At 65.4% G+C, this 26,607-nt stretch carries 25 protein-coding genes; 7 read left to right on the top strand and 18 right to left on the bottom strand.

The window, feature by feature from the left end; translation table 11 throughout:
- Positions 1–2: 2 nt before the first annotated feature.
- Positions 3–1,664: a thiamine pyrophosphate-binding protein gene (locus XI09_RS39800; protein WP_135175704.1), complete on the bottom strand. Its 1,662-nt coding sequence runs from the start codon at positions 1,662–1,664 to the stop codon at positions 3–5.
- A gap of 147 nt (positions 1,665–1,811) precedes the next feature.
- Complete coding sequence (locus tag XI09_RS39795; RefSeq protein WP_271571780.1) at positions 1,812–2,729, bottom strand: NAD(P)-dependent oxidoreductase; 918 nt, start codon at positions 2,727–2,729, stop codon at positions 1,812–1,814.
- Between the two features lie 114 nt (positions 2,730–2,843).
- Here XI09_RS39795 and XI09_RS39790 point away from each other — a divergent pair, with 114 nt between their 5' ends.
- From XI09_RS39790 to XI09_RS39780, 3 genes are all read left to right on the top strand, one after another.
- Positions 2,844–3,680, top strand: coding sequence for a transporter substrate-binding domain-containing protein (locus XI09_RS39790; protein ID WP_271571779.1), 837 nt, complete (start codon positions 2,844–2,846; stop codon positions 3,678–3,680).
- Between the two features lie 215 nt (positions 3,681–3,895).
- A complete protein-coding gene (locus tag XI09_RS39785) occupies positions 3,896–4,363 on the top strand; it encodes a hypothetical protein (RefSeq protein WP_271571778.1) in 468 nt (155 codons plus the stop codon).
- Positions 4,360–4,623, top strand: a complete 264-nt coding sequence (locus XI09_RS39780; RefSeq protein ID WP_271571777.1) for a hypothetical protein — start codon at positions 4,360–4,362, stop codon at positions 4,621–4,623. Before XI09_RS39785 ends, XI09_RS39780 begins: the two co-directional genes overlap by 4 nt.
- A gap of 27 nt (positions 4,624–4,650) precedes the next feature.
- Here the strand turns inward: XI09_RS39780 and XI09_RS39775 are convergent, their stop codons facing one another.
- From XI09_RS39775 to XI09_RS39765, 3 genes are read right to left on the bottom strand one after another with little or no spacing between them, the layout of a single operon-like run.
- Entirely contained in the window at positions 4,651–6,330 is a 1,680-nt protein-coding gene (locus XI09_RS39775; protein ID WP_271571776.1) for a carboxylesterase/lipase family protein, read from the bottom strand.
- Positions 6,327–7,823: a carboxylesterase/lipase family protein gene (locus XI09_RS39770; RefSeq protein ID WP_271571775.1), complete on the bottom strand. Its 1,497-nt coding sequence runs from the start codon at positions 7,821–7,823 to the stop codon at positions 6,327–6,329. The genes XI09_RS39775 and XI09_RS39770 overlap by 4 nt, the downstream gene beginning before the upstream one ends.
- Positions 7,824–7,840: 17 nt before the next feature.
- Entirely contained in the window at positions 7,841–9,181 is a 1,341-nt protein-coding gene (locus XI09_RS39765; protein ID WP_271571774.1) for an MFS transporter, read from the bottom strand.
- Positions 9,182–9,385: 204 nt separating this feature from the next.
- Here XI09_RS39765 and XI09_RS39760 point away from each other — a divergent pair, with 204 nt between their 5' ends.
- Positions 9,386–10,036 carry a TetR/AcrR family transcriptional regulator gene (locus tag XI09_RS39760; protein WP_271571773.1) on the top strand — a complete coding sequence of 217 codons (651 nt, stop codon included), beginning with the start codon at positions 9,386–9,388 and terminating at the stop codon, positions 10,034–10,036.
- Positions 10,037–10,179: 143 nt separating this feature from the next.
- On the opposite strand, the gene XI09_RS39755 is transcribed toward XI09_RS39760, so the two are convergent.
- The 6 genes from XI09_RS39755 to XI09_RS39730 all read right to left on the bottom strand — a co-directional run bounded on the left by XI09_RS39755 (position 10,180) and on the right by XI09_RS39730 (position 16,094).
- Positions 10,180–10,965 carry an ABC transporter permease gene (locus tag XI09_RS39755; protein WP_271571772.1) on the bottom strand — a complete coding sequence of 262 codons (786 nt, stop codon included), beginning with the start codon at positions 10,963–10,965 and terminating at the stop codon, positions 10,180–10,182.
- The gene (locus XI09_RS39750; protein ID WP_271571771.1) at positions 10,962–11,774 is read right to left on the bottom strand and encodes an ABC transporter permease; all 813 of its coding nucleotides are present in this window, start codon (positions 11,772–11,774) and stop codon (positions 10,962–10,964) included. Before XI09_RS39750 ends, XI09_RS39755 begins: the two co-directional genes overlap by 4 nt.
- 85 nt (positions 11,775–11,859) lie before the next feature.
- The gene (locus tag XI09_RS39745) at positions 11,860–12,909 is read right to left on the bottom strand and encodes an ABC transporter substrate-binding protein (RefSeq protein WP_271571770.1); all 1,050 of its coding nucleotides are present in this window, start codon (positions 12,907–12,909) and stop codon (positions 11,860–11,862) included.
- 28 nt (positions 12,910–12,937) lie between these two features.
- Positions 12,938–14,245, bottom strand: a complete 1,308-nt coding sequence (locus XI09_RS39740) for an NAD(P)/FAD-dependent oxidoreductase (RefSeq protein WP_271571769.1) — start codon at positions 14,243–14,245, stop codon at positions 12,938–12,940.
- A 15-nt stretch (positions 14,246–14,260) separates the two neighbouring features.
- Positions 14,261–14,977: an HAD family hydrolase gene (locus XI09_RS39735; RefSeq protein ID WP_271571768.1), complete on the bottom strand. Its 717-nt coding sequence runs from the start codon at positions 14,975–14,977 to the stop codon at positions 14,261–14,263.
- Positions 14,978–15,011: 34 nt separating this feature from the next.
- Positions 15,012–16,094: an ABC transporter ATP-binding protein gene (locus tag XI09_RS39730; RefSeq protein WP_271571767.1), complete on the bottom strand. Its 1,083-nt coding sequence runs from the start codon at positions 16,092–16,094 to the stop codon at positions 15,012–15,014.
- Between the two features lie 210 nt (positions 16,095–16,304).
- On the opposite strand from XI09_RS39730, the gene XI09_RS39725 reads away from it, so the two are divergent.
- The gene (locus XI09_RS39725; RefSeq protein ID WP_271571766.1) at positions 16,305–17,243 is read left to right on the top strand and encodes a LysR family transcriptional regulator; all 939 of its coding nucleotides are present in this window, start codon (positions 16,305–16,307) and stop codon (positions 17,241–17,243) included.
- A 186-nt stretch (positions 17,244–17,429) separates the two neighbouring features.
- Here XI09_RS39725 and uxuA read toward each other — a convergent pair whose 3' ends face one another.
- From uxuA to XI09_RS39695, 6 genes are all read right to left on the bottom strand, one after another.
- A complete protein-coding gene (gene uxuA / locus XI09_RS39720) occupies positions 17,430–18,620 on the bottom strand; it encodes a mannonate dehydratase (RefSeq protein ID WP_271571765.1) in 1,191 nt (396 codons plus the stop codon).
- Positions 18,621–18,632: 12 nt separating this feature from the next.
- Positions 18,633–19,682: an L-idonate 5-dehydrogenase gene (locus XI09_RS39715; RefSeq protein ID WP_271571764.1), complete on the bottom strand. Its 1,050-nt coding sequence runs from the start codon at positions 19,680–19,682 to the stop codon at positions 18,633–18,635.
- Positions 19,679–21,085 (bottom strand): TRAP transporter large permease, encoded by a 1,407-nt coding sequence (locus XI09_RS39710; protein ID WP_271571763.1) that lies wholly within the window; start codon positions 21,083–21,085, stop codon positions 19,679–19,681. The genes XI09_RS39715 and XI09_RS39710 overlap by 4 nt, the downstream gene beginning before the upstream one ends.
- 4 nt (positions 21,086–21,089) lie before the next feature.
- The gene (locus XI09_RS39705; protein WP_271571762.1) at positions 21,090–21,668 is read right to left on the bottom strand and encodes a TRAP transporter small permease; all 579 of its coding nucleotides are present in this window, start codon (positions 21,666–21,668) and stop codon (positions 21,090–21,092) included.
- Positions 21,669–21,801: 133 nt separating this feature from the next.
- Positions 21,802–22,761 (bottom strand): sialic acid TRAP transporter substrate-binding protein SiaP, encoded by a 960-nt coding sequence (locus XI09_RS39700; protein WP_271571905.1) that lies wholly within the window; start codon positions 22,759–22,761, stop codon positions 21,802–21,804.
- Between the two features lie 89 nt (positions 22,762–22,850).
- Positions 22,851–23,687 (bottom strand): FadR/GntR family transcriptional regulator, encoded by an 837-nt coding sequence (locus tag XI09_RS39695; protein WP_271571761.1) that lies wholly within the window; start codon positions 23,685–23,687, stop codon positions 22,851–22,853.
- Between the two features lie 144 nt (positions 23,688–23,831).
- Between XI09_RS39695 and XI09_RS39690 the strand changes: the two genes are divergently transcribed.
- Positions 23,832–25,316: a mannitol dehydrogenase family protein gene (locus XI09_RS39690; protein WP_271571760.1), complete on the top strand. Its 1,485-nt coding sequence runs from the start codon at positions 23,832–23,834 to the stop codon at positions 25,314–25,316.
- A gap of 89 nt (positions 25,317–25,405) precedes the next feature.
- Positions 25,406–25,813 (top strand): nuclear transport factor 2 family protein, encoded by a 408-nt coding sequence (locus XI09_RS39685; RefSeq protein ID WP_271571759.1) that lies wholly within the window; start codon positions 25,406–25,408, stop codon positions 25,811–25,813.
- A 67-nt stretch (positions 25,814–25,880) separates the two neighbouring features.
- Here the strand turns inward: XI09_RS39685 and XI09_RS39680 are convergent, their stop codons facing one another.
- A complete protein-coding gene (locus tag XI09_RS39680) occupies positions 25,881–26,597 on the bottom strand; it encodes an HAD family hydrolase (protein WP_271571904.1) in 717 nt (238 codons plus the stop codon).
- Positions 26,598–26,607: the final 10 nt, after the last annotated feature.

The following is a 26,607-nucleotide window of genomic DNA, read 5'->3' as shown; positions in this document are numbered from 1 at the left end:
GCTTATGCCTTTACCGACGGCACAAAATCCTTGCCGACCGAGATCGCGCGCGGATCGATGATGCAGTGGAGGATCGACGGCTTGCCCGACGCAAGTGCGCGCTCGAACGCCGGCGCAAACTCCTCGGTGCGCTCGACACGTTCGCCATGGCCGCCGAACGCCTTGGCGTACATCGCAAAGTCCGGGTTCTTGAGCTGGGTGCCGACGACGCGGCCGGGATAGTCGCGCTCCTGGTGCATGCGGATGGTGCCATATTGCGAATTGTCGACGACGATGACGACGAGCGGCGCGTCGTACTGCACGGCGGTCGCGAATTCCTGGCCGTTCATCAGGAAGCAGCCGTCGCCGGCAAAGGCAACGACGGTGCGATCCGGATATTGGCGTTTCGCGAGCACAGCCGCCGGCACGCCGTACCCCATCGAGCCCGAGGTCGGCGCGAGCTGGGACGCAAAACTGTGGAAGCGATGGTGGCGATGAATCCAGCCGGCATAATTGCCGGCGCCGTTGCAGACGATCGCGTCCTTCGGCAGCCGGTCGCGCAGCCAGGTCATGACCTGGCCGTACTGGAACGTGCCCGGCAGTTCGCGCGCCTTCTCGGTCCAGGCGAGGTAATCGGCATGCGCCTTGGCGGCCTCGCCCTTCCAGGCCACAGCGCCGGAGGGCTTCAGCGTCTCGACGGCGGCGGCGAACGCCGCGGGTGTCGCCTGGATCGCCAGCGCCGGCTGGTAGACGCGGCCGAGCTCTTCCGAGCCCGGATGCACATGGATCAGCTTCTGCTGCGGGGTGGGAATGTCGAGCAGCGTGTAGGACGAGGACGGCATCTCCGACATGCGGCCGCCGATGAGCAGAACGACATCGGCGCCGTCGATGCGCGCCTTCAGGCCCGGGCTCGGCCCGATGCCGAGATCGCCGGCATAATGCGAATGGTCGGCGTCGATCAGCGAGGCCCGGCGGAACGAGGTCGCCACCGGCAGGTCGAACCGCTCGGCAAAGCGCGCGATGCTCTTGGTCGCCTCATCGGTCCAGCGCGAGCCGCCGAGAATGACGAGCGGCGCCTTGGCACTCGCGAGCATGGCGCCGACGCGCTCGATATCCGATGGCGCGGGCCAGCTCACCGCCGGCTCGATGCGCATGGCATCGGCGACAGCGGCGGTCTCGGTCAGCATGTTCTCCGGCAGCGAGATCACCACGGGACCCGGACGGCCCTGCATGGCGACGCGGAAGGCGCGCGCGACCAGCTCCGGAATGCGGTCGGGGCGGTCGATCTCGACCGCCCATTTCGTCATGGTGCCGAACACCGCCTTGTAGTCGAGCTCCTGGAACGCCTCGCGCTCGCGCATGCCGGTGTCGACCTGGCCGACGAACAGGATCATCGGCGTCGAATCCTGCATCGCAATGTGGACGCCATGGCTGGCATTGGTCGCGCCGGGGCCGCGGGTGACGAAGCAGACGCCCGGCCGGCCCGTGAGCTTGCCATAGGCTTCCGCCATCATCGCGGCGCCGCCCTCGGCGCGGCAGATCATGACGTCGATCGGGCTGTCGTGCAGCGCGTCGAGCGCGGCCAGATAGCTCTCGCCCGGCACACAGGTGACGCGCTCGACGCCCTGGGCGACGAGCTGATCGATCAGGATCTGGCCCCCGGTGCGGGTGTTACGAATGGTCATGACGGCTCCCTGCAGGCTTTGGCGATGCGCTGGAGCGCCTCGCGAAAATTTCGTTCGGAGGTGGCGTAGGACAGGCCAACGGGAGGTGCAAGATCGAAAGGCTTCTCGCTCCCTGCGCAGGCGTCATGCCCGCCCCTGCTGTTTGCACTACCGCCCATTCGCCATGATGCGGCGGCAATGATCGAGCGCCGCGCCAATCAGGTTGTCGCTCGCCTCCGGCGTGCGGAACGCCGAATGCGCCGATAGCGTCACGTTCGGCAGCTTGGTCAGCGGATGGCCCGGGGGCAGCGGCTCGACGGTGAAGACGTCGAGGCCGGCATGGGCGATGTGGCCCGAGCGCAGTGCATCACACATCGCGTCCTCGTCGACCACGGCGCCGCGCGCGGTGTTGATCAGGATGGCGCCGGGGCGCATCTGCGCGATGCGCTCGCGCGACAGAAACCCCTTGGTGTCGTCGTTGAGGAGCAGATGCAGCGAGACGACGTGGCTGTCCGCGAGAAGCTTCTCCAGCGAGACGAATTCGACGCCGGCATGCATCTTCGGCGATCTGTTCCAGGCAATCACCTTCATGCCGCAGCCAAGCGCCATGCGCGCGGCTTCCGCCGCGATGCCGCCGAAGCCGATCAGGCCGAGCGTCTTGCCGGTGAGCTGCAGCGCGTCGCGGCGCAGCCAATTGCCCTCACGCATGCCGCGATCCATCTCGCCGAAGCTCTTTGCCGAGGCCCACATCAGGGCGATCGCGCATTCGGCGACGGCCGTGTCGCCGTAGCCCTTGATGGTGTGGACGGAGATGCCGCGCTGGCCAAGATCTTCCGGATTCATGTAGCTGCGCGCGCCGGTGCCGAGGAAGACGACGTGCTTCAAGGCAGGACATTTCGCGGCAATCGCCGTCGGCACCGCGGTATGGTCGACGATCATGATCTCGACGCCGTCAAGAAGGCCAGGCAGGTCGTCGGGAGTGATCGCGGGGTTGCGGTTGATGCCGATCGGAAGGCTGTCCGTACGCAGCAATTTCTCGGTGACCGCGGCAAGGGTGTCATTGGCATCGACGAAGAGCGCGCGCACGGGGCCTGTCTTTCCTGTCCAGTTCGAAATACCGTATTGCATTTTAAACTGAATACAGAAATAGTCCAGACGCCGGGTTCGAATGTCCAGAAGCGTCTGTCCAGGAGAACTGCCATGAATCGCAGGGATGCACTCACCACTGTCGCCCTCGCCGGAGCTGCGATCGCCGCAACCGGTTCGGCCAGGGCCGACACCGCGCCGGGCTCGACGCTCGAGCGGATCAAGAAGAGCGGCGTGCTGCGGATCGCCGTCATCGCCGGCCAGGATCCCTATTTCCACAAGGACCTCGCCACCAATCAATGGTCGGGCGCCTGCATCGACATGGCGAACGACATCGCCGCCAAGCTCGGTGCCAAGGTCGAGACGCTGGAATCGACCTGGGGCAACCAGATCCTGGATCTCCAGGCCGAGAAGATCGACCTTGCCTTCGCCGTGAACCCGACACCGGAGCGCTCACTGGTCATCGACTTTTCCACGCCCATCCTGGTGCACTCCTTCACCGTCATCACCAAGAAGGGTTTTGCCAAGCCGCAAACCTGGGCCGAGCTGAACAAGCCCGAGGTCAAGATCGCCGTCGACATCGGCTCGACCCACGAGACGATCGCGCGCCGCTATTGCCCCAAGGCGACGATCCTCGGCTTCAAGGAGCGCAACGAGGCGATCCTCGCCGTCGCGACCGGGCGCGCGGACTGCAACATTTCACTGGCGGTGCTTTCGGTCGCGACCTTGAAGAAGAATCCGACGCTCGGTGAGCTCGCGGTGCCGCGTCCGCTGCTCACGCTGCCGACCAACATGGGCATCCGCGCCGAAAGCGACCGGCGCTACAAGGACTTCCTCAGTGCCTTGGCCGACTACAACCGCTCGCTGGGCCAGACCCGCGAATGGATGCTGAAGGGCTTCGAAGCCGTAGGTCTCGGCGCGGACGACATTCCCGGCGAAGTGCAGTTCTGACGGCCAATCCACGATGGATGTCTGGGAGTTCGCGGCGCTCAAGCCGTACCGGAGCCCGCGTCGGCTTCATGAATGATGGCGTCATGGACGAGATCGACACGCCGGAGGAGACGATCCGCCAGCCGCGCAGCGAGCCGCTGAAGTCCTTCCTCAGCCGGTTTCACGAAACGCATTAGACTGCCGACCACGACCATCCCGAATCGGTGGGAAGAACCATGAAACTCCGCGGCGGCTTCACGAATTACGGCGAGACGATCGGCATCCTGATGCTCGATACCCGCTTCCCGCGCCCGCGCGGCGACATCGGCAACGCGCTCTCCTACGACTTCCCGGTGCGCTACAAGATCGTGCGCGGCGCGCACGCCACAAGGATCATGGGCGACCAGCCCGATCCGACCCTGATCGAGCCGTTCATCGCCGCGGCCCGCGAACTGGAAGCCGACGGCGTCAAAGCGATCACGACGACCTGCGGCTTCCTCGCGCCGTTCCAGAAGCAGCTCGCGGCTGCCGTGAACATCCCGGTCTTCACCTCGAGCCTGATCCAGGCGCCGCTGATCCATGCCATGCTGCCGCCCGGCAAGGTCATCGGCATCTTCACCGAACGCGGCCACCACATGAACGAAGGGCACTTCCGCGGCGTGGCTGGTCGCCGGACGAGATCGCGGTTCAGATCCAGGGCATGAAGCCCGATGCGCAGTTTCCCGCAACCTACATTCTCGGCCGCGAGGAGCTCGACACCGACGTCCTGCGCGCCGAGATGATCGAGATGACGCAAGCCTTCATGGCGTCCTGCAAGAACCCCGGCGCGATCCTGTTCGAGTGCACCAACATGTGCCCGTTCTCAAGCGACGTCGCCGAGGTGTCGGGCCTTCCGGTGTTCGACATCAACACGCTGATCAATTTCTTCTACCGCGCAGCCCATCCCGTGCCGTTCCTGCGCTGAACTTGTCGGGACGGCGCCGCGCCACGTTCAATCCCGCGAGACCCGCGGCGTTGACGGCGTGACGTTCGCCGGCGTGTGGAATTCGAGGCGCGCGCGGTTCTCCTCGCGCACGCCGCTATCGTCGCCGAACTCGACATAGTTTTGCGTCGCCTCAGCCCATTGCGGCCATGGCGTCGCCGGTGTGCCCGGGTTTCCCGTGCGCGCGAAAGCGACGAGCGTGTCCATCATGCGCTCGGACAGCGCGCGGTCGAACTCGGTCCAGACCCGCGTGGTACGAAACTTGTTGAAGGCATCCTGGGTGCCGAACCAATAGGGCACGTCGGAGGTGTGATAAGCACCGATCTTCCGCGGACTGTCGAAGAACTCGACGCCGGGCGCGAACGGATGCACACGCGAGAACATGTACATGTAGAACGGCGCCTTGCCGGTCTTCGTTTGCGCGACGGCCCAGTTGCGCGTGCCGATCTCGACCAGCCCCTCGCGCGCGGCGAGCAGGCCCATGGCTTTCGCCTCGTCGTCGGTCTTGGCGGGATAGAGCGCGAGGAAGCGGTCGGCCTGGTCGCCATAGAGTTTTCGCGCAGCAGCGATGTAGGCTTCGAGCGTTCCGGCGGTGCGCAAATCATTCGAGCTCTCGTCGCGCGTGAAGCCTGCGACGGTGGCGACATCGTTCTGCTTTCCGGTGGCGAAGATGTTCGGAACGGTGTCGGGCAGGACGTAGCCATCGACATCCGGCGTCACCGCGATCGTGCCGGCGCAGCCGAGCTGGCAGTCCTTCTGAATTGCAAGAATCTTGTCGGCCTGGATCAACCGCATCTCGGCGAGCGAGGACGCGCCGAGCGCCGACTGCACCTCGAGGCCGATCTTCTCGGCGGCCGGCAACGCCGGGAAGTTGAAGCGGTTGTCGAACATGCTGAGACTCATCGCGAAACCGCGATGGAACAGGCCCTTTGCCAGCGGGCTGGCCTCGAGCGCGGACACCGACATCGCGCCGGCCGACTGCCCGGTGATGGTGACGTTGTCAGGGTCGCCGCCGAACTCTGCGACATTGCGCTTGACCCATTGCAGAGCCGCGACCTGGTCCATCAGGCCGTAATTGCCGGAGGCGTGGTGCGGCGATTCCGCGGTCAGCTCGGGATGGGCGAGATTGCCCAAGATTCCGACGCGATAGTTGAAGCTGACGAAGATCGTGCCTTTCTTCGCGATGTTCTCGCCGTCATACATCGCCATGCCGCTGGAGCCGAGCGTGAAGCCGCCGCCATAGATCCAGACCACGACAGGCAGCTTCGCGCCCGGCCTCGCATCGGCGCTCGCCCAGATGTTCAGATAGAGGCAGTTCTCGCTTGTCGCCTCCTCGCCGAAATAATGATTGAGATTGTGCCGGCGCAGCACCTGGATGCACTCCGGTGCGAGCCGGTCGGCGTGATAGACTCCTTTCCACGCCTCGACCTTCTGTGGCGCACGCCAGCGGAGATCGCCGAGCGGTGGCGCGGCATAGGGAATGCCGAAATAGGCCTTCACGCCCGACGGCATCACCTTGCCCGAGACGGCGCCGCTGTCGATGCTGACGGGATCGCCGGGGACTGGCGTCGCGACGATCTGCGCCGGCACTGGCGAGGCCGCCAGCATCGCAAACATGCCGAGCAGCGAGACGATCGAAAGGGCAGAGCGCCGCCGAGCGCGCCCGGCATTCGTGTTCAACCTGCTCATCCGGCCTCCCTCATCTTCTTGTCGTTGGTGCTCGCGCTGAGCTCCGCCCAAAGGCGGAAGCGCACGCCTTCATTCAGAGGCACAATATGAAACGGCTGAGCGAAAATCGCGAGAGGCTCCTTAGCCAGCTCGAACCGTGGCCAGGCTTCCGCAACGTCAGGCACACCGGTCGTGACGAAGCGCAGCAAGTTTGCCTGAAACCGCGCGGCGACATCGATGTCACCAGGCGTCATCGGCCCGCCCTTTCGTTTCAGGATCGGACGATCGATGAAGTCAGGCAGATGCGCCCAGAGGCAGGCGTTGTCGGCGCCATGGGTCGGCCCCAGCGAGAGGAATGGCTCCAGCGTGGGGCGATGGTCGAACCGGCTCAGCCACACCGCGCCGCCAGCTGCGGCATGAAGCCGTGCAAGATCGGCCATGGGGCGATGCCAGAACGCATCCGACAGCAGCGCCTCGTACGGATCCTCGTCGATGCGCGCCGTGGCACGGTAACAGGCCAGCAGACGTTGCCAACCGGCATCGCCGAATGCGGCGCGCACTTGCCGTTCGGTGGTGCGGATCATCGCCGCCGGCGGCGTGCTCTTCAGGAACATCACCATCTCGTCGCGGCAGGAGCCGAGCCAGAGCGGAATGTCGCGCAAGGTCCCGTCGGCGAAGACATCACGCGGCTCGCGCGGGATCACGATGCCGTCGAGCACCGGGCCGAACACGGTGCCTGACTCGGTCTCGTCCGCAAGCCTGCGACTGACGCGCTCCACCGCCGCGAAGAGCTTTGGCAGCGGCAAAGAGGCAATCGCAGTTGGATCGTGCGCCAATTCGAGCTCGTCGAGCACGCGGCGTGCGACGTCGTCGGCATGATCGTCGCTCATGATGGTCCGCCCGGGCGCGCTGAGCGCGAGCGCGCGAATGAACTTGCCTTTGGCCTGCGGCAAGGTGGCGAGCGCGATCACCATGGAGGCGCCGGCCGACTGGCCGGACAGCGTGATCGCGTCCGGATCGCCGCCGAAATTCGCGATGTTGGCGCGCACCCAGTCGAGCGCGGCGAGCGCGTCCGACGTCGCAAGATTGTTCGCCTCGCCGCGCCCGTGGCGATGCAGTTGCAGGAAGCCGAGCGGCCCGAGCCGGTAGTTGATGGTGACGATCACCGCCGGACCGCGCGCCGCGAGGAATGCGCCGTCGTAGTCGGCGCCGCCGCCGGTGACGAAGGCGCCGCCATGGATGAAGACCAGCACCGGCAGAGGCCGATCGGCCTCTGCCGGCGTCCAGATGTTCAGGCTGAGACAGGCTGTCTCGTCCGCATGATCGAGATGGCCCGGCTGCGGCGCATAAGCACCGTAGTCCGTGCATCGACGCGGCTCCGTCCACGCTTTCGGCGGCCTTGCCTTGGCAAAGCGCGGCGCGGTTGCGAACGGCACGCCCTTGAAGGCACGCATACCGGCCTGCGCGGTGCCGATGACGGGGCCACTCGTGGTCTGAACTGCGCTGGTCAGCATGCGTGCCTCGTCTTCACTCAAGCGCGCCGCTTGCCGAGATCGGCGATGTCGACGGTGTGGGTTTCGCGCGCCGTCGCCGCGGCCGCTGCCGAGATCACGCAGCAACAGGCGACGAAGATCGCGACGGGGACCCAGCCGTTCGGCCCCTCGCCGACCAGGCTCGCGCTCACCAGCGGCGTAAAGCCGGCGGCGAGAAAGCCAAGCTGCGTGCCGATCGCGGTGCCGGAATAGCGCACGCGCGCCTCGAACATCTCGGCGTAGAACGACGGCCAGATCGCGTTCGGCGCGGCGTAGACGATGCCGGACAGGATCATCGCGGCGGCGAAGATCGCGATCGTGTTGCCTGACGTCACCAGCATGAAGTACGGGAACAGCAGCACCGCGCAGCCGAGCACGCCGCCGATGAACACCGGCTTGCGGCCGATCTTGTCGGCGAGCAAGGCCCATAGCGGCTGGGTGACCAGCGCCGTGACATTGCCGAGCACGCCGGCCCACAGCATGGTCGGGCGCGCGACGCCGAACTTGCTGGTGGCATAGCCGAGCGCGAACACGGCGGTCATCGTGCTCACGGTCGCGATCAGCGCGCAGACGATGACGCGCAGCACATCCGGCCAGTAGTCGCGCAGCAGGGCGACGACGGGGAAGCGCGCAACATGCGCCTTGTCCTTGATGTCTTCGAACACAGGCGTTTCCGGCATGGTCCGCCGCACCAGATAGGCGACGACCAGCACGACGAACGAGAGCAGGAACGGAATGCGCCAGCCCCAGCTCAGCAATTGATCCTCGGGCATGCTCGACACCGGGATGAACACGAGCGTCGCCAGGATCGCGCCGGCCTGGGTGCCACTGAGGGTCCAGCTCGTGAAGAAGGCGCGGTTGGAGTTGGCCGAATGCTCCAGCGTCAGCGAGTTGGCGCCGCTCTGCTCGCCGGCGGCGGAGAGGCCCTGCAACAGGCGCAGCAGCGTCAGGATGACGGGCGCGGCATTGCCGATTGCCTTGGCATCCGGCAACAGGCCGATCGCAAGCGTCGAGCCGCCCATCAACACCAGCGTGAACAGCAGCACCGTCTTGCGACCGATGCGATCGCCGAAATGGCCGAGGATGACAGCGCCGACCGGCCGCGCGATGTAGCCGATGCCGAAGCTCAGGAGCGCGAGCAGCGTTCCGGTCGAGGGATCGACATTGGCGAAGAACACTCTTGGAAAGATCAGCGCCGCCGCCGTGCCGTAGATGAAGAAGTCGTAGTATTCGAGCATGCTGCCGACGAAGCTGACGAGCGCGGCGCGCTTCGGCAGCTTGCCCGGCGTGGCCTCCGCTGCTGTTGGCGCGTGCAGTGATGCGGTTGACGTCAACGTCATTGCAAGTCCTCCCCATGTGTCCGGTGCGGCTCGCGTCAGGCAGTCCGCCCGCGCGTTTTCTGGTTCTGATTGCCGCAACCTTGGTTTGAGGCGATAATGTACGAACTAGTACGTTTATGCAATACGCATTGGATCAAGGCCCCGACGGGTGAAATTTGCCTTCACCTTCAAGGTGATCCGTGGAAACTGGCGGGAGAAACAGTGATGCTCGAGCGCATGCCGCCCCCATCGAAGCGCACCAACGACCCCGAGCGCACCAAGCGCGACATCCTCGAAGTGGCGATGGCCGAATTCGCCTCGGAGGGCTATTCCGGCGCCCGCGTCGATGCGATCGCGGCGCGAACGCGCACGTCGAAGCGGATGATCTATTACTATTTCGGCGGCAAGGAACAGCTCTACCTGGCGGTGCTGGAGGAAGCCTATCGCAGCATCCGCGCGCTGGAGGACCAGCTCGACATCGAAAGCTGCGATGCGCGCGAGGGCTTGCGCCGGCTGATCGAGGCGACCTTCGACCATGACGAGCGCAATCCGAACTTCATCCGCCTCGTCTCGATCGAGAACATCCACCACGGCAAGCACCTCAAGCAGAACCTGCAACTCCGCCAGCTCAACGCCAGCGTGATCGCGACGCTCGACGGCATCCTCAGGCGCGGCCGCGCCGAAGGCGCCTTCCGCGACGACGTCGACGCCATCGACCTGCACCTGGCCATCAGCTCCTACTGCTTCTTCCGCGTCGCCAACCGCCACACCTTCGGCGCCCTGTTCGACCGCGACCTCAGCGAGCCCAGGGTGCTGGCGAAGAGCCGGACGCAGATCGTGGAGATGATTTTGGCGTGGCTGGGGACGAAGGCCTAGCGACCGCCACACACGCGCTGTCATGCCCCGGCTTGACCGGGGCATCCAGTACGCCGCAGCCTATCGAGGAATCACTACGTCTCTGGAATACTGGATCACCCGCCTTCGCGGGTGATGACACCGAGAGCGGAGCAGCAGCCCCCTCACCCACTCCTCTTCTGCCGTGTGCTCGCCAGCAGCACCAGCATGAAGGAGGCCGCCGTCATCAGCGTCGAGATCGCGGCGATCGTCGGGTCGATCTCGTCGCGGAGCGCGGTGAACATGCGCTTGGTCAGCGGCTGGTACTGGCCGCCGGAGATGAACAGCGCGACGATGGTCTCGTCCATCGCCGAGATGAAGGCGAAGATGCCTCCGGCGACCACGCTGGACTTGATCTGCGGCAGCGTCACCGCGAAGAAGCTGCGCAGGCGGTTCATGCCGAGGCTGCGCGCCACCATCTCCTGCGCCGGATCGAAGCTCTGGAGCCCCGCGAGCACGGAAATGAGGACATATGGCAGGCCCAGCATCACGTTCGCCAGCACGAGGCCCGGCAGGGTCGCGACCAGGCCGACCTTGGCATAGACGAAGAAGATGCCGACGGCGGTAATGATGATCGGCACCACCAGCGGCAGCAGCAGCGCCATGTGGATGATCCGCATGATGCGCAGCTTCGACTGGCTGATGGCGTAGGCGGCGGCAACCCCGAGCGGCGTCGCGATGACCACGGTGAAAAACGCGACCGTCAGCGTCACCCGCGTCGCCTGCATCCAGGCCGGGTTGGCGAAATATTGCTGGTACCAGCGCAGCGAGAAGGACGGCGGCGGGAAGGTCAGGAAGCGCGCGCTGGAGAAGGAGATCGGCGCGATGATCAGCACCGGCAGGATCAGATAGACCAGCACCAGCGCGCTGATCACGTAGAGGACGATCCGGGCGGGGGACAATCGCGTCATTTCTGCCCCAACACGCGATCGAGCGAAATGAAGCGGCTGACGACGAGGAAGATCACGAGCACGCTGACGAGCAGCACCACCGCGACCGCACTGGCCGCGCCGAACTGGTTGTAGAGCTCGACATTGCGGCTCACCAGCATCGACACCATCACCGTGCGGCCGCCGCCGAGCAATTCCGGCGTGATGTAGAAGCCGAGGCAGAGCACGAACACCATGGTGCAGCCCGCGAGCACGCCCGGCAGCGACAGCGGCAGGAAGACGCGGACGAAGGTCAGCGACGGGCTGGCCCCCAGGCTGGCGCCGGCCTGCATCAGGTCGCCTGGAATCTTCTGCATGGTGGCGTAGAGCGGCAGCACCATGAACGGCAGCAGGATGTGCACGGTCGCCACCACCGTGCCGAACGTGTTGTGCACCAGTGCGAGCGGCTCGGAGATCACATCGAGGTAACGCAAAAGCTGGTTGATCACGCCGGTGCGCTGGAGCAGCGCCAGCCACGCATAGGCGCGGACCAGCACGCTGGTCCAGAACGGCAGCACGACCAGCGACAGGATGAGGATGCTCCAGCCTTTCGGCACGGCGTTGGCGAGGTACGCCACGGGATAGCCCAGCAGCAGCGCGATCAATGTGACCGCGAGGCTGATCTCGAAGGTCAGCGCAAAGCTGCGCCAGTAGATGTCTTCGGTGAAGACGCGGCGATAATTCTCCAGCGTGAAGCCGTCATGGTAGATCGACTGCCAGGCGAGCCAGCCGACCGGCAGCACGATCAGAGCCAGGATCACCAGCAGCGCCGGCGACACCAATGCCAGCATCAGGCCGTGCTCGCGGCGTTGATGCTTTTGGGAGGGATCTGGCACTGTTATCGTCAACGCTGCCTCGCTTCGCTTAGCTCTTCGTCTACTTCTGCATGAACGATGCCCAGCGCTTCTCGGCCGCTTCGCCGGCCGGCGACGACCACCAGGCATAGGACATCAGCGCCTGCTTGGCCGCATTGGCGGGCTCGCTCGGCAATTGCGCCGCGCGCTCGGCCTTGATCACGTTGGTCTCGAACGCCTTGGGATTGCCCGGACCGTAGTCGATATGCAGCGGCAGATTGGCCTGGTGCACGGGATCGACGGCCTCGTTGAGGAACTTCACCGCCGTCTCGAGATTGGGCGCACCCTTGAGGATGCAGAGCGAGGTGCTCTGAAGGATGCCCTGGTTGTAGGTGAAGGACACCTTTGCGCCTTCCTTGGCAACCGCGCTGACGCGGCCGTTCCAGGCCATCTCCATGTCGACTTCGCCGTCGTTGAGGAGCTGCGCCGACTGCGCGCCCGATGTCCACCATACCGTGATGTGCGGCTTGATCTCCTCAAGTTTCTTGAAGGCGCGATCGACGTCGAGCGGGTAGAGCTTATCGGGCGCGACGCCGTCGGCCATCAGCGCGGCTTCGAGCGTGGCGATGGGGTGATTACGCAGCGCGCGGCGGCCGGGGAATTTCTTGACGTCCCAGAAATCGACCCAGCTGTTCGGCGCGTCCTTCGGGAACGTCTTCTGGCTGTAGGCGAGCACGCTCGAATAGAACTCGTAGGACACCGAATAGGGACTGCGATAGGCCTCCGGCATCGCCGCGGCGTTCGGGATCTTCGAGAAGTCGAGCTTCTCGATCAGCCCCTGCTCGCCGCCGCGCAGGCAATAGCCCGTCGGCGTGTCGACGACATCCCAGATCGGCTTGCCGCTGCCGACCTGGGTCTTGATCGCGGGCCAGGCATCGGGAATGGAGTCCTGGTTGATGGTGATGCCGAGCTTCTTGGCGGAGGGATCAAGGATCGCCACCGTCTGCGCCTGCTGATAGGCGCCGCCTTGCGAGACGAAGGTGATCTGCTCGGCCGCGCTGGCCGCCGTGCCGCTAAACGCGATCGCGCCCAACAGGGCGTAGCCCAATCCAGAAGTCCGTTTCGTCGTCATCCTCGCCTCCTCCATCGCCAAAGAGATCTCACTGACCGATCGCATCGAGAAACTGATACCAGCCGGCGACCATGCGCACGGCGGGCTCGCGCAGCGGATAGAATGGAATCGCCCTCATCCGCTGCGCATCGAGCAGGCCGACGTCGGGCGCCTCGCCGCGCACGAAGGCGGCGAGGTAGCGCCCCATCAGGCTCGACATCGCAACGCCGGCGCCGTTGTAGCCCATCGAGAACAGCGTTCGGTCGTCGAGCCGGCCGATATGCGGCACCGAGTCCAGCGTCATGGCGACGAGGCCCGACCATTTGTAGGCGAGCGGCAGGTCGGCGAGATCAGGGAAGATGCCGACCATCGCCTTGCGCAAGGCGTCGAACGCGGCTTCGGAGTCCTCTTTGCCGAACGCGCCGCGGCCACCAAAAATGACGCGGTTGTCGACCATGCGGAACCAGCGCATCATGCGCTTGGTTTCGGTGTAGGTGCGCCCGGTCGGCATCAATTTTCCGGCGAGATTGCGCGGCAGTTTTTCCGTTGCGACCATGGCGCTGCGGAACGGGATCAGCGTGCGCTGCATGTGCGCGGTCGCGCTGGTGAGATCAGAATAGCTGTTGGTGGCGATGATGGCCTGCTTCGCGCGCACGGCGCCATTCGGCGTCTCCGCGACGATGCCGCCCTGCTCTCGCCTCAGCTTGAGCACCGGCGTCTCCTGGAAAATCGGGACACCGCGGCGTGCCACGCCATCGGCGAGGCCGCGCAGATAGTTCAGCGGATGAATGCCGCCAGAGCCGGGATTGAGCACGCCGCCGACGAAGACGTCCGAGCCGGTCTCCTCGCGCACCCCGCGCTTGTCGAGGATGCGGACCTCCACATCGCCCATCTCGCGCGTCATCCAGTTGGCTTCGTCGATCGCGGCCCTCAAGGTCGTCTCGTTGTGCGCGGCCTTGACCTGGCCGGCGCGCGTCAACGCGGCGCTGGCGATGCCGAACTCGGACACCAGCTCCTCGACGATGTCAGTGGATTCATGCGCGATCTCGTACATGCGCCGCGCCATGGCGCGGCCGTACGCGGCGTCGATCTCGCGAAACGACAGGCGGAACTTTGCGGTGATCACCCCGCCATTACGTCCGCTCGCGCCCCAGCCGGGGCGGTTGGCCTCGAGCACGACAGGGGCAAGCCCGCTCTTGGCGATGTGGTGAGCTGCGGAGAGGCCCGTATAGCCCGCACCGATGATCACCACGTCCGCCTGCAGCTCGCCCGACAGGACCGGAAACGCGCGCGCCGATTCCGCCGTGGCTTCCCACAGCGAATTGGCCGATGGCAGCGCGCTCCAGTCCCGTGTCATGCCGCCGCTCATGTGTTACGCCGCCGGGCCGATCGCCGCGTCGGCGAGTGCCTTCAGGGTCGGGAAATGGAAGTCCGGCTTGGTCAGCGTCTCCACCGCCGGCGTGCCGCCGAAGCCCGCGATGCCCTGGCGGCGCTCGATCCAGCACACCTTGTAGCCGAGCTTCCGCGCGATCCCGATGTCGTGGTACTGGCTCTGCGCGACGTGGAGGATGTCGGACTGCTTGTAGCCGAAGGCGGACTGGCGGCCCTTGTTGTAGGCGAAGAATTCCGGGTTCGGCTTGGCAACGCCCGTGTCATCCGCGCAGACGGTGTCGTCGAAGGGATTGCCGAGCGCGTGCGCGTAACAGGACAGCGCGACGCGGTCGGCATTGGTCATCGCCACCAGGCGGAATTTCGTACGCAGGCGCTTGAGCGCCTCGACCGAGTCCGCGAACGGCCCCCAGCGCAGCACCGAGAGCTGGAAGACGTCGCAGGACGCATCGTCAGAAGGCAATCCGAGCTCCTTGGCGAGATGGCGATAGACGTGGAACATCGCCTCGCTGGAGCGCTCGTAGTGCTTGTCGCGGCCGCGCTTGTAGGACTCGAAGATCTTGTCGTCGCTGAGCTCGGCCGGCGACTTGCCCGAGATTTTGCGTACCGCGGAAAGCACGCCGGTCTCGAAATCGATCAAGGTGCCGACGACGTCGAAGGTGAGGACCTTGAAATTGCTGAACGCGGCTTGGGACGACATTTTGGTCTCTTCTCTCGGTTGGACTAGACTGGATTCAGTCCCCCACCCTGGGGACGACGATGGTGTCCTCGGGATGAAGGGTGACGGTGAGGTTGCCGCCAAGCGGCGGGATGCGGCTGTAGGCCTGGTGGTAGCTCGGCTGGCGCAGGCTGAGCGCGATGCCGCCTTCAAGCGCCAGAAAAATGCGCAGGCTTTCGCCCTGGTAGACGATGTCGGTGACGGTGCCGCTGAGCCGGTTGCAAGCGGCATCCTGCGCGCCGTCGTCGATCAGCAGCTTCTCGCTGTGCACGGCCAGCATCAGGGCATCGCCGTCGGGAATGGCGCGGGCACTGCGCAACAGGGCGTTGCCGAGCGCGACGCGGGAGGCATCGACGCGGCGGACCGGCAACATCGTCGCCTCGCCGATGAAGCTTGCAACGAAGGAATCGGCGGGATGGTCGTGCAGGCGCGCCGGCTCGTCGATCTGGATCAACCGGCCGTCCTTCATCACGGCGACGCGGTCGCTCATGGTCAGCGCCTCGCGCTGGTCATGGGTGACGTAGATGATGGTGGCACCGATGCGCCGGTGCAGCGCGCGCAGCTCGATCTGCATGGATTCGCGGAGCTGCTTGTCGAGCGCGGAGAGCGGCTCGTCCATCAGGATCAGCCGCGGCTCGAAGATCATGGCGCGTGCGAGCGCCACGCGCTGGCGCTGGCCGCCGGAGAGCTGCGCGATGCCGCGCTCCTCGTAGCCGGCAAGGCCGACCATCGCCAGCGCGGCGCGCACCTTGTCGGGCCAGCTCGCCTTCGGCAGGTGGCGCGCGCGCAAGGGGAACGCGACGTTCTCGCCGACGCTCATATGCGGGAACAGCGCGTAGTTCTGGAACACGACGCCGATGTCGCGCTTGTGCGGCGGCATGTAAGTGACGTCGCGGCCGCCGAACAGGATGGTGCCTGACGACGGCAGGATGAAGCCGCCCAAAATGCCGAGCAGCGTGGTCTTGCCGGAACCGGACGGGCCGAGCAGCGAGACGAACTCACCGGCGCCGACATTGAGGGACACGTCGTCGAGGGCGCGAACCACGCCGTAGGCCTTGCTGGCGGACCTGATCTCGACGCTTTCCGCTCGCTTGTCCAACGATCGACCTCGCCATGTCCCTAGCTGGCATGCCTCACTGCACGCCATAAGCCTGCTTTATAGACAGAATTCTTGAGCACTCACGATCGAAGCGTGCGGCGCACCATCTCTTCTCTCGCAAGCCCTGTCTTTAGGCTGCCACGCCAATGACACCAGACTTGGCAAAACTCGGCAATTGCCAAATTCTCACCCAGCTCATAACATGGCGTTATGCCCGAGCTGCGCCGGATGCTGCCCTCCAGTAACGCCCTGTTCGTCTTCGACGCAGCGGCGCGCAATGGCAGCTTCACGGCTGCCGCCGCCGAATTGAACGTCACGCAACCGGCGGTGAGCCGGATGCTCGGACAGTTCGAGGAGCATCTCGGCGTCCGCCTGTTCGATCGCACGGCTGGCCGCGCGGTGCTCACCGAGGAAGGCGAGCTCTTGTATCGCCGCGTGCTCGAAGGCTTTCGCAGCATCGAGAGCGGACTCGTCGAGATCGAGCGGCGGCGCAAGGGCACCGAGACGGTGACGCTGTCGGTGTCCTCCGCCTTCACCACGCACTGGCTGATGCCGCGCATCGACAAGCTGCAGAAGCAATTTCCCCAGGTCGATCTGCGCTTCCAGCTGATCTCCGGCGCGCTGCGCGGGCCGGTGGAGAATGTCGATCTCGGCATGCGCTTCCGCGACCGCGACGAGCCGTCATCCGGCGGCACGCTGGTGATGAAGGAAGTGATGCTGCCGATGTGCAGCCCTGCCTATCTCGGCGCGACCGATCCCGCCGAGGGCAACACCATCATCCGCCTCGCCGAGACGCCCGGCGACTGGGCCGCGGATTACGCATCGCTTCTCACCGGGCGCCGCGGCGCGGCCAAGGCGCTGAGCTTCACCGACTATGCCGTCGTGATGCAGGCCGCGCTGCTCGGCCAGGGGATCGCGCTCGGCTGGCTGACGGTGGCCTCGCACTGGCTCTTGACCGGCGCGCTGGTGCCGGCCTCCGATACGCTCACCACCACGCGCCGCATCTGCGAATTCCTGCCGCCGCGCAACAGGCCGATGCGCCCCATCGCCACTGAAATCCGCGACTGGATCATCGCGCAGATGCGAAGCGAGATCGCGGCGATCGACAAGCTCTATCCGAAGCTGGGTGCAATGGAGGCGTGCTATTGAGCGGTGAAACGACAATCGCGCTTGAACATTCGCAATAGGTCGTCATGCCCGGGCTTGTCCCGGGCATCCACGTTCTTCGTGCCGCGGGCCAAGGCGTGGATGGCCGGGACAAGCCCGGCCATGACGCTGTAGCAACGTCAGCGCTTCCAACGAGATTGCGCCGCCCCTTGCGAGGGCATCACGCCTTCAACGATGCTCGATCGCCCTGATCGCGCCGCGGAGCTCGGCGAGGCCGCGCAGGCGGCCGATCGCGGTATAGCCGGGGTTGGTACGCTTGGCGGCAGCGAGATCGTCGAGCATGCGGTGGCCGTGATCGGGACGGAAGACGATCTGTTTGTCGGGCGCGCGGCGCGCGTTCTCCTTCAGCAGCGCCTTCAGCACCGCGACCATGTCGACATCACCGTCGAGATGGTCGGATTCGTAGAACGACAGGCCGTCGGCCTCGCGTTTGGTCGCACGCAGATGCGCAAACGCAATGCGCGGGCCGAAGCGCTCGGCCATATCAGGCAGGTTGTTCTCGGCGCGCACGCCGAGCGAGCCCGTGCACAGGCAGATGCCGTTGGCCTTCGACGGCACCGCGTCGAACAGCGCCTGGTAGTCGTCGGCGGTCGAGGCGACGCGCGGCAGGCCGAACAACGGACGTGGCGGATCGTCCGGATGCAGGGTCAGCGACACGCCGAGCTGCTCGGCAACGGGTGCGACCCGGCCCAGGAATTCGGCGAGATGCTGCCGCAGGATCGTTGGCGTGATGTCGCGATACTGCTCTAGCCGGTCGCGGAATTGCGGGATCGTCATCGGCTCGGTGGTCGAGCCGGGCAGCGCGCTGGCGATGACCATGACGAGATAGTCGATGTCGGCCTGGCTCATCTGGTCGAACAGCTTCTTGGCGCGCGCCTGCTGCTCTGGCGAATATTCCTGCGCGGCGGCCGGCCGCTTCAGGATGTGCAGCTCGAACGCTGCAAAGCGGTCCTGATCGAAGCGCATGGCGCGGGCGCCGTTCGGCAATTCCCATTCCAGATCGGTGCGGCACCAGTCCACCACGGGCATGAAATTGTAGCAGATGATCTTGATGCCGGAAGCAGCCACCGCCTCCAGGCTCGCGATCCACGCGTCGATGGACTTCGTCGCTTTGCCGCCAAGACGCTTGACATCGTCGGGGATCGGAATCGATTCCACCACCGACCAGGTCAGCTGCGAGCGACCGGGTTGGCCGTGCTCGATGAAGTTCTTGCGCTCCTCGACCGCCTTGCGCGTCCAGGCTTCCCCGATCGGCACCTGATGCAGCGCCGAGACGATATCGCTCGCGCCGGCCTGCCTGACGTCATCGAGCGAGACCGGATCATCCGGCCCGTACCAGCGCCATCCCTCTAGCATCATGGGTCTCTCCGATCAGTTCGCGGTCAGCACGACCTTGACGCTCTGCGAGCGGTCGAGCGCCAGCCGCAGCGCATCGGGCGCGGTCGAGAGCGGCCGCTCGGCGGTGACGAGCGACAGCACGTCGACGCTGCCGGCGCCGATCAGTTCCACCGCCGCCATGAACTCGAAGCCGAAGCGGAACGAGCCGCGCAGGTCGATCTCCTTCGCCATCACGGCGTTCGACGGGGTCGGGATCTGGCCGCCCGGCAGATTGCCGATCTGCACCACGACGCCGCCGCGCCTGACGATGCCGATCGCACTGGCAAGGCCGGCGGCCGTGCCCGAGACTTCGAACGCGACGTCGTAGGGGCGCGACGCGGCCTGCGCCTTCAGGCCCTCTTCCCCACCCGATACGTTCTCGACGTGAGAGGCGCCGAGCCGGGTCGCAAAGGCGAGCGGCGCCGGGGCGATGTCAGCCACCGTGACGTCGGCCATGCCGGCACGGTGCGCGGCGAGCATGGTCAGAAGCCCGATCGGGCCGGCGCCAAAGATGATGCCGCGCTTGCCCTCGATATTGCCGGCGCGCGCCACAGCGTGCAGGCAGACCGCGAGCGGCTCGGCGAGCGCTGCCGCCTGATAGGACACATGGTCGGGGATCTTCACGCACTGCGCGGGGATCGCGTCGAAGTAATTGGCAAAGCCGCCCTGCATGTGCGGCGTCTTCGACGCCGAGCCCATGAAATAGATGTTTTCGCAGAGGTTCGGCCGGCCCTCGCGGCAGGCGACGCAATCGCCGCACCAGCGCGACGGATTGACGGCGACGCGGTCGCCGACCTTCAGATTGGCTGCGGAACCCGAGATCTCCACGACCTCGCCGGAGATCTCATGTCCCAGCACCAGCGGCGACTTCACCACGAAATCGCCGGTCCGCGCGTGGCGGAAGTAATGCATGTCCGAGCCGCAGATGCCGCCGGCGCCGAAGCGGATGCGCACCATGCCTGACGCGAGCTTGTCGAGCGGATGCTCGATCATGCGCAGATCTTCGGGGCCGAACAGGGTTGCGGCGAGAGCAGTGGAGGTCATTTGGAAAGTCCCATGTATTTAGGCAGCCAGAGGGTCAGTTCGGGGATGTAGGTGATCGCGATCAGCGCGAGCATCAGCGGCACCAGCCAGGGCAGGATCGCCACCGTCGTGCGCTCGACCGAGAGCTTGGCCACGCGGGCGAGCACGAACAGCACCATCCCGAGCGGCGGATGCAGCAGGCCGATCATCAGGTTCAGCGTCATGATGAGGCCGAAATGAATGGGATCGATGCCGAGCTTGAGCACGATCGGCAACAGGATCGGCACCAGAATGGTGATCGCCGCCGTGGTGTCGATGAAGCAGCCGACGAACAGGATCAGGACGTTGGCAAGCGCCAGGAACACCCATTTGTTGTGGGTGATGCTGAGCATCCAGTCCGAGAGCATCTGGGCTGCCTGCGACACCGTCAGCAGCCAGGCGAAGATCGACGCAGCTGTCACGATGAACAGCACCGAGGCCGTGGTCTCGATGGTGTCGAAAGTCGCCTTCGCCACCGTCTTCAGCGTCATGGTGCGGTAGCGCACGAGCCCGAGGAACAGCGACCATATCACGGCGGCGACCGCAGCTTCGGTCGGCGTGAACCAGCCCAGCGTCATGCCGCCGATCAGGATCACCGGCGCCATCAGCGCCATCACCGCCGAGAAGTCGAAGTACCAGTCGATCGCGAGCAGCGCGCCGAGCCCGATGACGACCGCCATGTTGGTCGACATGCCGGCAACCACCATCAGCCAGATCGCGAGCGGGAAAGCGAGCACGATGGCGATCTCGAGCCCGGCCGAACCGAGCTGCGGCCAGGAGAACGGCGTATCGCTGCCCCATTTGTTCTTGTGCGCGAAATAGGTGACGGTGGCCATCATCAGAAGCGTCATGACGATGCCGGGAATGACGCCGCCCAGAAACAGCGCGCCGATCGAGACGTTCGCCATCATGCCGTAGATCACAAAGGGCAGCGACGGCGGGATGATCGGGCCGAGCGTCGCGGACGCCGCGGTGACGCCGACCGAGAACTCGGTGGAGTAGCCGTGGTCCTTCATCGCCTTGATCTCGATGGTGCCAAGACCGGCGGCGTCCGCGATCGCGGTGCCGGACATCCCGGAGAAGATCACCGAGCCGATGATGTTGACGTGACCGAGGCCGCCGCGCATCCAGCCGACCAACGCGACCGCGAACTTGTAGATGCGGCCGGTCACCCCGGCGATGTTCATGAGGTTGCCGGCCAGGATGAAGAACGGCACGGCGAGCAGCGGAAAGCTCTCGACGCCGGCGATCATGCGCTGCGCCAGCGTCACATCGGGCGTCACGCCGCTGACCAGGATGTAGAGCAGCGACGACGCGGCCATGGCGATCGCCACGGGAACGCCGAGCAGCATCAGAACGAGAAAGCCACCAAGCAACAGCAGCATGACCTTACCCTTCAAAACCGTCGTAGGCGCCGGGACATTCGAGGATCGAATAGCCCTGTCGCAAATGTTGCAGCGCCACCTGTACCGAGCGCACGAACATCAACACGAAGCCGGCCAGCACGGCGTAATAGACGTAGTCCTTGGGAAGATTGATGGTGGTCATGGACTCGTCGCCGATGATCTGGATGTAGACCCAGACCAGCTTGATGGCGTAGCCGAAGAAGGCGATCCGGATCAGGTCGATGACCGTCGACAGCGTGCGCGCCACGAGATGCGGTAGATAGCGGTAGATGAGATCGACCTGGATGTGCCGCGACAGCCTTACGCACATCGAGGCGCCGATGAAGACCACGCCGATCAGGCAGTAGGTCGCGATCTCCTCGGTCCACGCATAGCTGTCGTTGAGGACGTAGCGGGTGAAGAACTGGAGGAAGACGGCGAGCGCCATCACCCAGAAGATCGCCAGCGCCACCCAGTCCTCGAAAGCGTAGATGCCGAGATCGACCTTCGGCGTCGCCTCCTCCTCGAAGGTGTGGGCGATCTCGTCCGCGGTGATCTGCCGGTGTATTTCGGCGGTCGACATGGGGGTGCTCCTAGGGACCTGAACGTCGTTCCGGGGCGACGCGTCAGCGTCGAACCCGGAACCTCGAGATTCTCAGGTGCGCAATTGCGCACCGTAGTTCGGTCCTACGGACCGCCCGGGATGACAGTCGTTGTTATTTCACCGCCTGAATCCGTTCCCAATCCGCCTTGCGATAGCCAAACGTCTCGAACGCGACGTTCTTCAGCACGGTGTCGCGGAACTCGTTCTTGTCGACCTCGGTCACGGTCAGGCCCTTCTCCTTGAAGAAGGCGACCAGCTTGGCTTCGTTCTGCTTGATCTCCACGGTCGCCTTGGCGGCGGCCTCCTGAGCCACGTCGGTGAAGATCTTCTTGTCCTCGTCGCTCAGCTTCTTCCAGAGCGCGCCCGCCACCACCGTGTTGAGGTGGTCGACGATGTGGCCGGTCAGCACGATGTGCTTCTGCACCTCGTAGAACTTCTTGGCCTCGATCGTGGTCAGCGGATTCTCCTGCGCCTCGACGGTGCCGTTCTGCAGCGCGAGATAGACTTCGGCGAACGCGATCGGCGCGGTGTTGGCGCCGCAGGCGCGCGGCATCGCCAGATAGGCCGGAACGTCGGGCACGCGCATCTTCAGGCCCTTGAGGTCGGCGCAGCTCTTGATCGGCTTGTTCGACGAGGTCTGGCGCACGCCGTAATAGGTCACGGCGACGATGTGGTGGCCGCTCTTGTCCTCATAACCCTTGGCGAGCTCTTTGAAGATGTCGCTCTTGGTGTAGGCCAGGAGATGATCGGCATCGCGGAAAGTGTAGGGATAGTAGGTCACGCCGATCGGCGGGAAGCTCTTGGCCGCGAAGCTCGAGCCGGAGATGATGATGTCGACCGAGCCGAGCGAGAGGCCCTGGTTGATGTCGGCTTCCTTGCCGAGCTGGGACGCCGGATAGACATCGACCGCATAGCGTCCGTTGGTGCGCTTGCCGATCTCCTGCGCGGCCCAGACCGAAGCGGTATGGAACGGCTCAGAGGTCTCGTAGACATGGGCCCATTTGAGCTTGGTCTGCGCCATGCCGGCATGGGTCGTCGCACACATCGCCGCGGCCGAGACCGCGAGCATCATCGTCATCTTCTTCAACACTGACTTTTCCTCCATCGTTCAAGTCTGCTTCTTGTTTGCCCGCCTCCAAGAGGGATGCGGGCCGCCCAATCTCATCGCCGCCGCACGCTGCCGCTCTTGGCCTGTTCTTTGGCTTGTTTCTTGGCCTGCTTCTTCGGGGCCCGTTCTGGTTTTGCCGGCGTTGCCGGAGATCGTGCCGTCCGACCGCGTGCCGAGGACGATCCTGCCGCGGTCTCGGCGCCAAAATTCTGCGCAAAGCGCGCCTGCGAGCGCGCCAGATGATTGCGCATCGCCTCGCGCGCGGCGTCCGGATCATGCGCGGCGATCGCGTCGCGCACGGCGCGATGTTCGTCGAGCGCGGTGCGCCACGTGCCCGGGTTCTCAAAATAATGCGCAAGCTGAGCGAAATAGGGATTGAGGCGCTGGTCGAACAGCTCGCCGACCACGCGCACCAGAACGGCATTGCCAAGACTTCCGGCGATCGCGACATGGAACGCGCGGTCGTGGACCATCGAGGCTTCGCCGGGATGCTCGACATTCTCCATCGCGAGAAGGGACGCGTCGATGCGGGCGAGATCGTCCTTGGTCGCGACGCGCGCGGCCTGCTCGGCGATCGCGCTTTCCAGGAATTCGCGGGCGCGCAGGAGCTCGAACGGACCCTCGATGACGGAGGCGGTTGCGGGTGCCGCAACGGCGGCGGGCTCGATCACATAGATGCCGGACCCGACGCGGATGCGGAGGCGGCCTTCGACCTCGAGCGCGATCAGGGCTTCGCGCACCGTCGGCCGCGACACCTTGAGCTGTTCGGCGAGCTCGCGCTCGGTCGGCAAGCGGCTGCCGACCGCGTACTCGCCGCTGTCGATCAGGCTTCGCAATTGATCGGCGACCTGGCGATAGAGCCGTCTCGCCTCCACAGCTTCCAGCGGCACGCTGGCCTCCCCGAAAGGGTCCCGCAGGGAAGCATCGCCCCGGCGGCCCGCCAATTTTTGGAAAATTGGTCTTACCAATTGACCGGAGCATTGACCGAGCACGGGCGCCATGTCAAGCAGCGCCAAAGCAAAGGGGAGACGTCCATGCGCCTTAATTCAACGCGCCTTGGCCGCGCCAGTCTCGACCGGCTGCCACCTGGCATCCGCCGCCCGGCCTATGACCGTTCGCGTGTCACGCCCGGCATCGTGCATCTCGGCCTCGGGGCCTTTCATCGCGCACATCAGGCCGTCGTCATCGACGATTGCCTTGCCACCGGGGCCGCATCCTGGGGCATCGTCGGCGCGAGCCTGCGCAGTCCTGATACGCGCGACGCCCTCGCCCCGCAGGATCATCTCTATACAGTCGCCGTACGTGCTGCCGAAGGCACCGAGCACCGCGTCATCGGCGCACTGCTCGACAGCGTCGTCGCACGCGAGAACCCGGCGCGGCTGATCGAGCGGATGGCCGATCCCGCCATTCGCATCGTCTCGCTTACCGTCACCGAGAAAGGCTATTGCCACACGCCGCAGACCGGCGATCTCGACGAGCGGCACCCGGACGTCGTGCACGATCTGAACAATTTTGACGCGCCGCGCTCGGCGCCCGGCTTCATCGTGGCTGCACTGGCGCGCCGCCGGGCGCAGGGGCTTGCGCCCTTCACCGTGCTGTGCTGCGACAACCTTGCCGCCAACGGCCACACCGTGCAACGGATCGTGACGCAGTTCGCCGCGCTGCGCTCGAAGGATCTCGGCAAGTGGATCGCGGATACCGCAGCCTTTCCCTCGACCATGGTCGACCGCATCGTGCCGGAGACGACGGATGCCGACCGCGATGCGGTGTCATCGGCGCTGGGCTTTCGCGACGCCTGGCCCGTGATGACCGAGCCCTTCACGCAATGGGTGGTCGAGGACCGCTTCCCGGCGGGCCGGCCCGATCTTGCCGCCGCGGGCGTCGAGCTCGTCACCGACGTCAAGCCGTTCGAGCTGATGAAGCTGCGGCTGCTCAACGCCAGCCATTCCGCGCTCGCCTATCTCGGCTATCTCGCCGGCTACGAGACCATTGCCCACACCATGCAGGATCCGCATTTCGCGCGTCTCGCCGCGCAGGTGATGGAAGAGGCCGCGGTGACCCTGACGATGCCGGCGAGCACCGACCTTGCCGCCTATCGCGCCTCGTTGCTCAAGCGCTTTGCCAATCCGGCGCTGCATCATCGCACCTGGCAGATCGCGATGGACGGCTCGCAAAAGCTGCCGCAGCGCCTGCTCGGCGCGATGCGGGATCGCCTCGCCAAGAACCTGCCGGTCGCAACCCATGCGCTGGCGGTCGCCGGCTGGATGCGCTACGTCACCGCCCGCGACGAGCAGGGCCGCGCCATCGACGTGCGCGATCCGCTGGCCGGCGAGCTCGCGGCGCTGGCGCGCGAGGCGGGTCCCGTCGCCGAACGGCTCGCGCCCGCACTGCTCGGGGTCGAGAAGGTGTTCGGGCCGCTGGGTGCCGAGCCGCGCCTGCGCGAGGCCGTGACCGCGGCGCTCGGCCGTCTCTATAAGGATGGCGCGCGGCGGGCGGTGGAGACGCACGTTTCCGCGTGACGGCAATCCCGGACGTCGATGCTGCACTGCGGTCAAAATCGACGGAAGTCGCGCTTGATTTTTGCCTGTCCTTGGCCCACCCGAGAGCCATGGCAAAGGACAGCAAGGTCATCGCCGCGAACGCGGCCTTCTACGCCGCCTTTTCGTCGGGCGATTTCGCCGGCATGGAACGGATGTGGGCGGATGACGACGCCATTTCCTGCATCCACCCCGGCTGGCCGGCGATCATCGGGCGGGCCACCGTGATCGGGAGCTGGCGCGACATCCTGCAAAATCCGGAGCGGCCGCAGATCGTCTGCGCCGAACCGCAGGCCATCGTCGACGGCGACAGCGCGCGCGTGCTCTGCATCGAGATCGTCGACGGCACCGCTTTGGCCGCTGCCAACCATTTTCGCCGCGTCGGCGACGACTGGCGCCTGGTTCACCATCAGTCGAGCCCGATTGCGCAGATTGTCGAGCAGGCTGAAGACGATAGAACGAGTCACCGCGTCCACTGAAGGCGGCAGACACGCCGGCCCATTCTACTGTGCATGGGGTTGTTTTTCAGTTTTTTAGTTGGCGACCTCATCCCAGCCCCGACAGATCGTCCAGCACGACCCGCGCCGCCCTGAAATCATCGTCCCGGAAGAACATGCTGCGCGTGATCAGAACCGGGATGTTTGCCCGCGACGCCGCGATCAGGCCGTTGGCGGAATCCTCGATCGCGACGCAGTCGGAAGCCTCCAGCTTCAGCCGCGCCAGGACTTCGAGATAGACATCCGGCGCAGGCTTCTTGCAGCGGACGTCGTCACCGGCAACGATCGCATCGAAATCCGCGGTCCAGCGCATCCCCAGCGCCCGCGACAGCAGCGCATCGATGTTGCCGTGTGAGGTGGTGGTCGCGATCGCAAGCCGCTGGCCGCGCGCCTTCGCCGCGGTGAGAAGGTCCGTCACGCCCGGCCGCAGCGGGCAACAGCCCGTCTCGATCAGTTCGGCGTAATGCGCGGTCTTGACGCGGTGGAGTTCGGCGATGTCGGCATCTGACAATGGCGGCGCGATCTCTTGCCTTCCATGGTAAGCGCGAATGCGCTCCTTGCCGCCTGTCACCCGCAGCAGGTCCTTGTAGACGGCGCGGTCCCAATGCCAGTCGAGACCGTGGCGAACAAAGGCGCGGTTGAAGGCCTGCCGATGCAGTTCCTCCGTCTCGGCAAGGGTGCCATCGACATCGAAGATCAGCGCGGCCGCGCGCCGGATCAGTTCGCTGGCCTCAGTTGGCTCAATGGTGGCCGCTTCCGCCTGCATGATCGACCCT

The sequence above is a fragment of the Bradyrhizobium sp. CCBAU 11386 genome (assembly GCF_028128955.1).
Taxonomy (GTDB): Bacteria; Pseudomonadota; Alphaproteobacteria; order Rhizobiales; family Xanthobacteraceae; genus Bradyrhizobium.
Note: the sequence above shows the minus strand (reverse complement) of the source record. Positions and strands in the feature narration are given on the sequence as shown.